Source organism: Streptomyces sp. NRRL WC-3549 (assembly GCF_000721935.1).
GTDB lineage: Bacteria > Actinomycetota > Actinomycetes > Streptomycetales > Streptomycetaceae > Streptomyces.
Genome location: NZ_KL585442.1, coordinates 39470 through 41281, shown reverse-complemented (window position 1 = coordinate 41281; position 1812 = coordinate 39470). Strand labels below are relative to the sequence as shown.

The following is a 1812-nucleotide window of genomic DNA, read 5'->3' as shown; positions in this document are numbered from 1 at the left end:
TCTGCCCGCCGTGCTGCGGGTGCCGCTCGGCCAGCCGCTGTTCCTGCTCGGCGCCCTGTTCGTGGTCGTCGTCAACGTCCTGCCCGGCGGCCTCGCGGCCCTGCCCGGCCGCATCCGCGCCGCGCGGGCGGGGAAGGGCTCCGGGGACCGGGACGACCCGGACCGCGGCGGCCCGGGACCGCGGTCCGCGCCACCCGGTCCCGCCGTCCGGCAGAGCAGGGCGTCGGACACTCCCGCCGACGCCGACGTCAAGGAAAGGCATACGCCGTGACCTCCGCCGACACCACGCCCGCCGCCGCGCCCACGGGCCCCGAGCCGCTGCCCTTCGACGAGATGCGTGTCCCGGTCCCCGGCGGTGACCTCGCCGTGCTGCGCTGGCCGGCGACCGTCCCGCAGGCACCCGCGGTGCTGGCCCTGCACGGGATCACCGCCAACGGCCTCTCCTGGGGCCCGGTCGCCCGCCACCTCGCGGGCCGCGCCACTCTGGTCGCCCCGGACCTGCGGGGCCGCGCGGGCAGCGCGCGTCTGCCCGGCCCGTACGGCATCGCCGTGCACGCGGACGACACGGCGGCCCTCACCGAGGCCCTCTCGCTGGACCGGCCGGTGCTGGCCGGGCACTCGATGGGCGCCTTCACGGCAGCCCTGGCCGCCGTACGCCACCCCGGGCTGTTCGGCCGGCTGCTGCTCGTGGACGGCGGGGTGGGCTTCCCCGCGCCCACCCATCTGTCCCCGGACGAGCTGATGACCGCGGTCATCGGACCGGCCATGGACCGGCTGTCGATGACCTTCCAGGACCGCGCCGCCTACCGGGCGTTCTGGCAGGCGCACCCGGCGCTCGCGGACCGGTGGACGCCGGAGGTCGACGCGTACATCCAGCGTGACCTGGTGGGTGCGGAACCGGCGATGCGGTCCTCGTGCCGGCTGGAGGCCGTCCGTACCGACGGCGTCGGCCTGTTCGACGAGGACGTCCTCGCCGCCGTCCGCGGCCTGCCCTCCCCCGCCACCCTGCTGTGGGCGGAGCGCGGGCTGATGGACGAGCCCCAGGGGCTGTACGACCGGGAACGCCTGGCCGCCGCGGCCCTCGACGGCACCGGGGTCACCCCCCGGTGCGTCCCGGACACCAATCACTACACGGTGCTCACGGGGGAGACGGGCGCGGCACGCGTCGCGGACCTCCTGCTGGCGGCCGCGGGCCGGGGCGGCGCCTGACGGCGGGTCACGCCGGTACGGCCGTGGGGGCGGGCTTCCCGCCCCCACCCCGTGCGGCGGCTCGCGCGGCCTCTCAGAGGTCCAGTTGCTTCAGCCTGAGGGCCAGTTGCAGCTCCAGCGCCCGGTCGGGGTGGTTCCAGTCCTCGCCGAGCAGCGCCTCGATGCGGTCCAGGCGCTGTACGACGGTGTTGACGTGGACGTGCAGGGCGGCCTTGGCCCGGGTCAGGCTGCCTCCCGCGGCGAAGTAGGCGGCGAGCGTGCGGACCAGTTCGGTGCCGCGCCGGGCGTCGTAGTCCAGGAGCGGGCCCAGGGTGCCGTACACGAACCCGCCGACGTCCTTGGCGTCGCCCAGCACCACCCCCAGGAAGCCGAGCCGGCTCGCCGAGGCGCCCTCGCCGTGCCGGCCCAGGACGTGCAGGGCGCGCAGGCAGCGGACCGCCTCGGCGTGCGCGTCCGCGATCGAGGAGGGGCCCGAGGCAGGCCCGGCGGCGGCGACCGTGACCGGGGCGCCGACGAGGTGCCCGAGCTGGGCGGCGGCGGCGCGGGCCGCCTGTTCCGGGCTCTGCCGTCCGTCCGCGGTCACCAGCAGGACGACCGCGCCCG

2 protein-coding genes and 1 pseudogene are annotated in these 1812 nt (G+C 77.3%); 2 read left to right on the top strand and 1 reads right to left on the bottom strand.

Translation table 11 applies throughout. The features are described from left to right. Both IH13_RS45355 and IH13_RS0133630 read left to right on the top strand, forming a co-directional pair. A pseudogene (locus tag IH13_RS45355) lies at window positions 1-271 on the top strand (hypothetical protein); the annotation flags it as partial. A 62-nt stretch (window positions 272-333) separates the two neighbouring features. Next, entirely contained in the window at window positions 334-1209 is an 876-nt protein-coding gene (locus IH13_RS0133630) for an alpha/beta hydrolase (RefSeq protein ID WP_031090516.1), read from the top strand. Window positions 1210-1282: 73 nt separating this feature from the next. Here the strand turns inward: IH13_RS0133630 and IH13_RS0133625 are convergent. Beyond that, the coding region (locus IH13_RS0133625) for a PucR family transcriptional regulator (protein WP_031090514.1) at window positions 1283-1812 on the bottom strand (530 nt) is incomplete at its 5' end.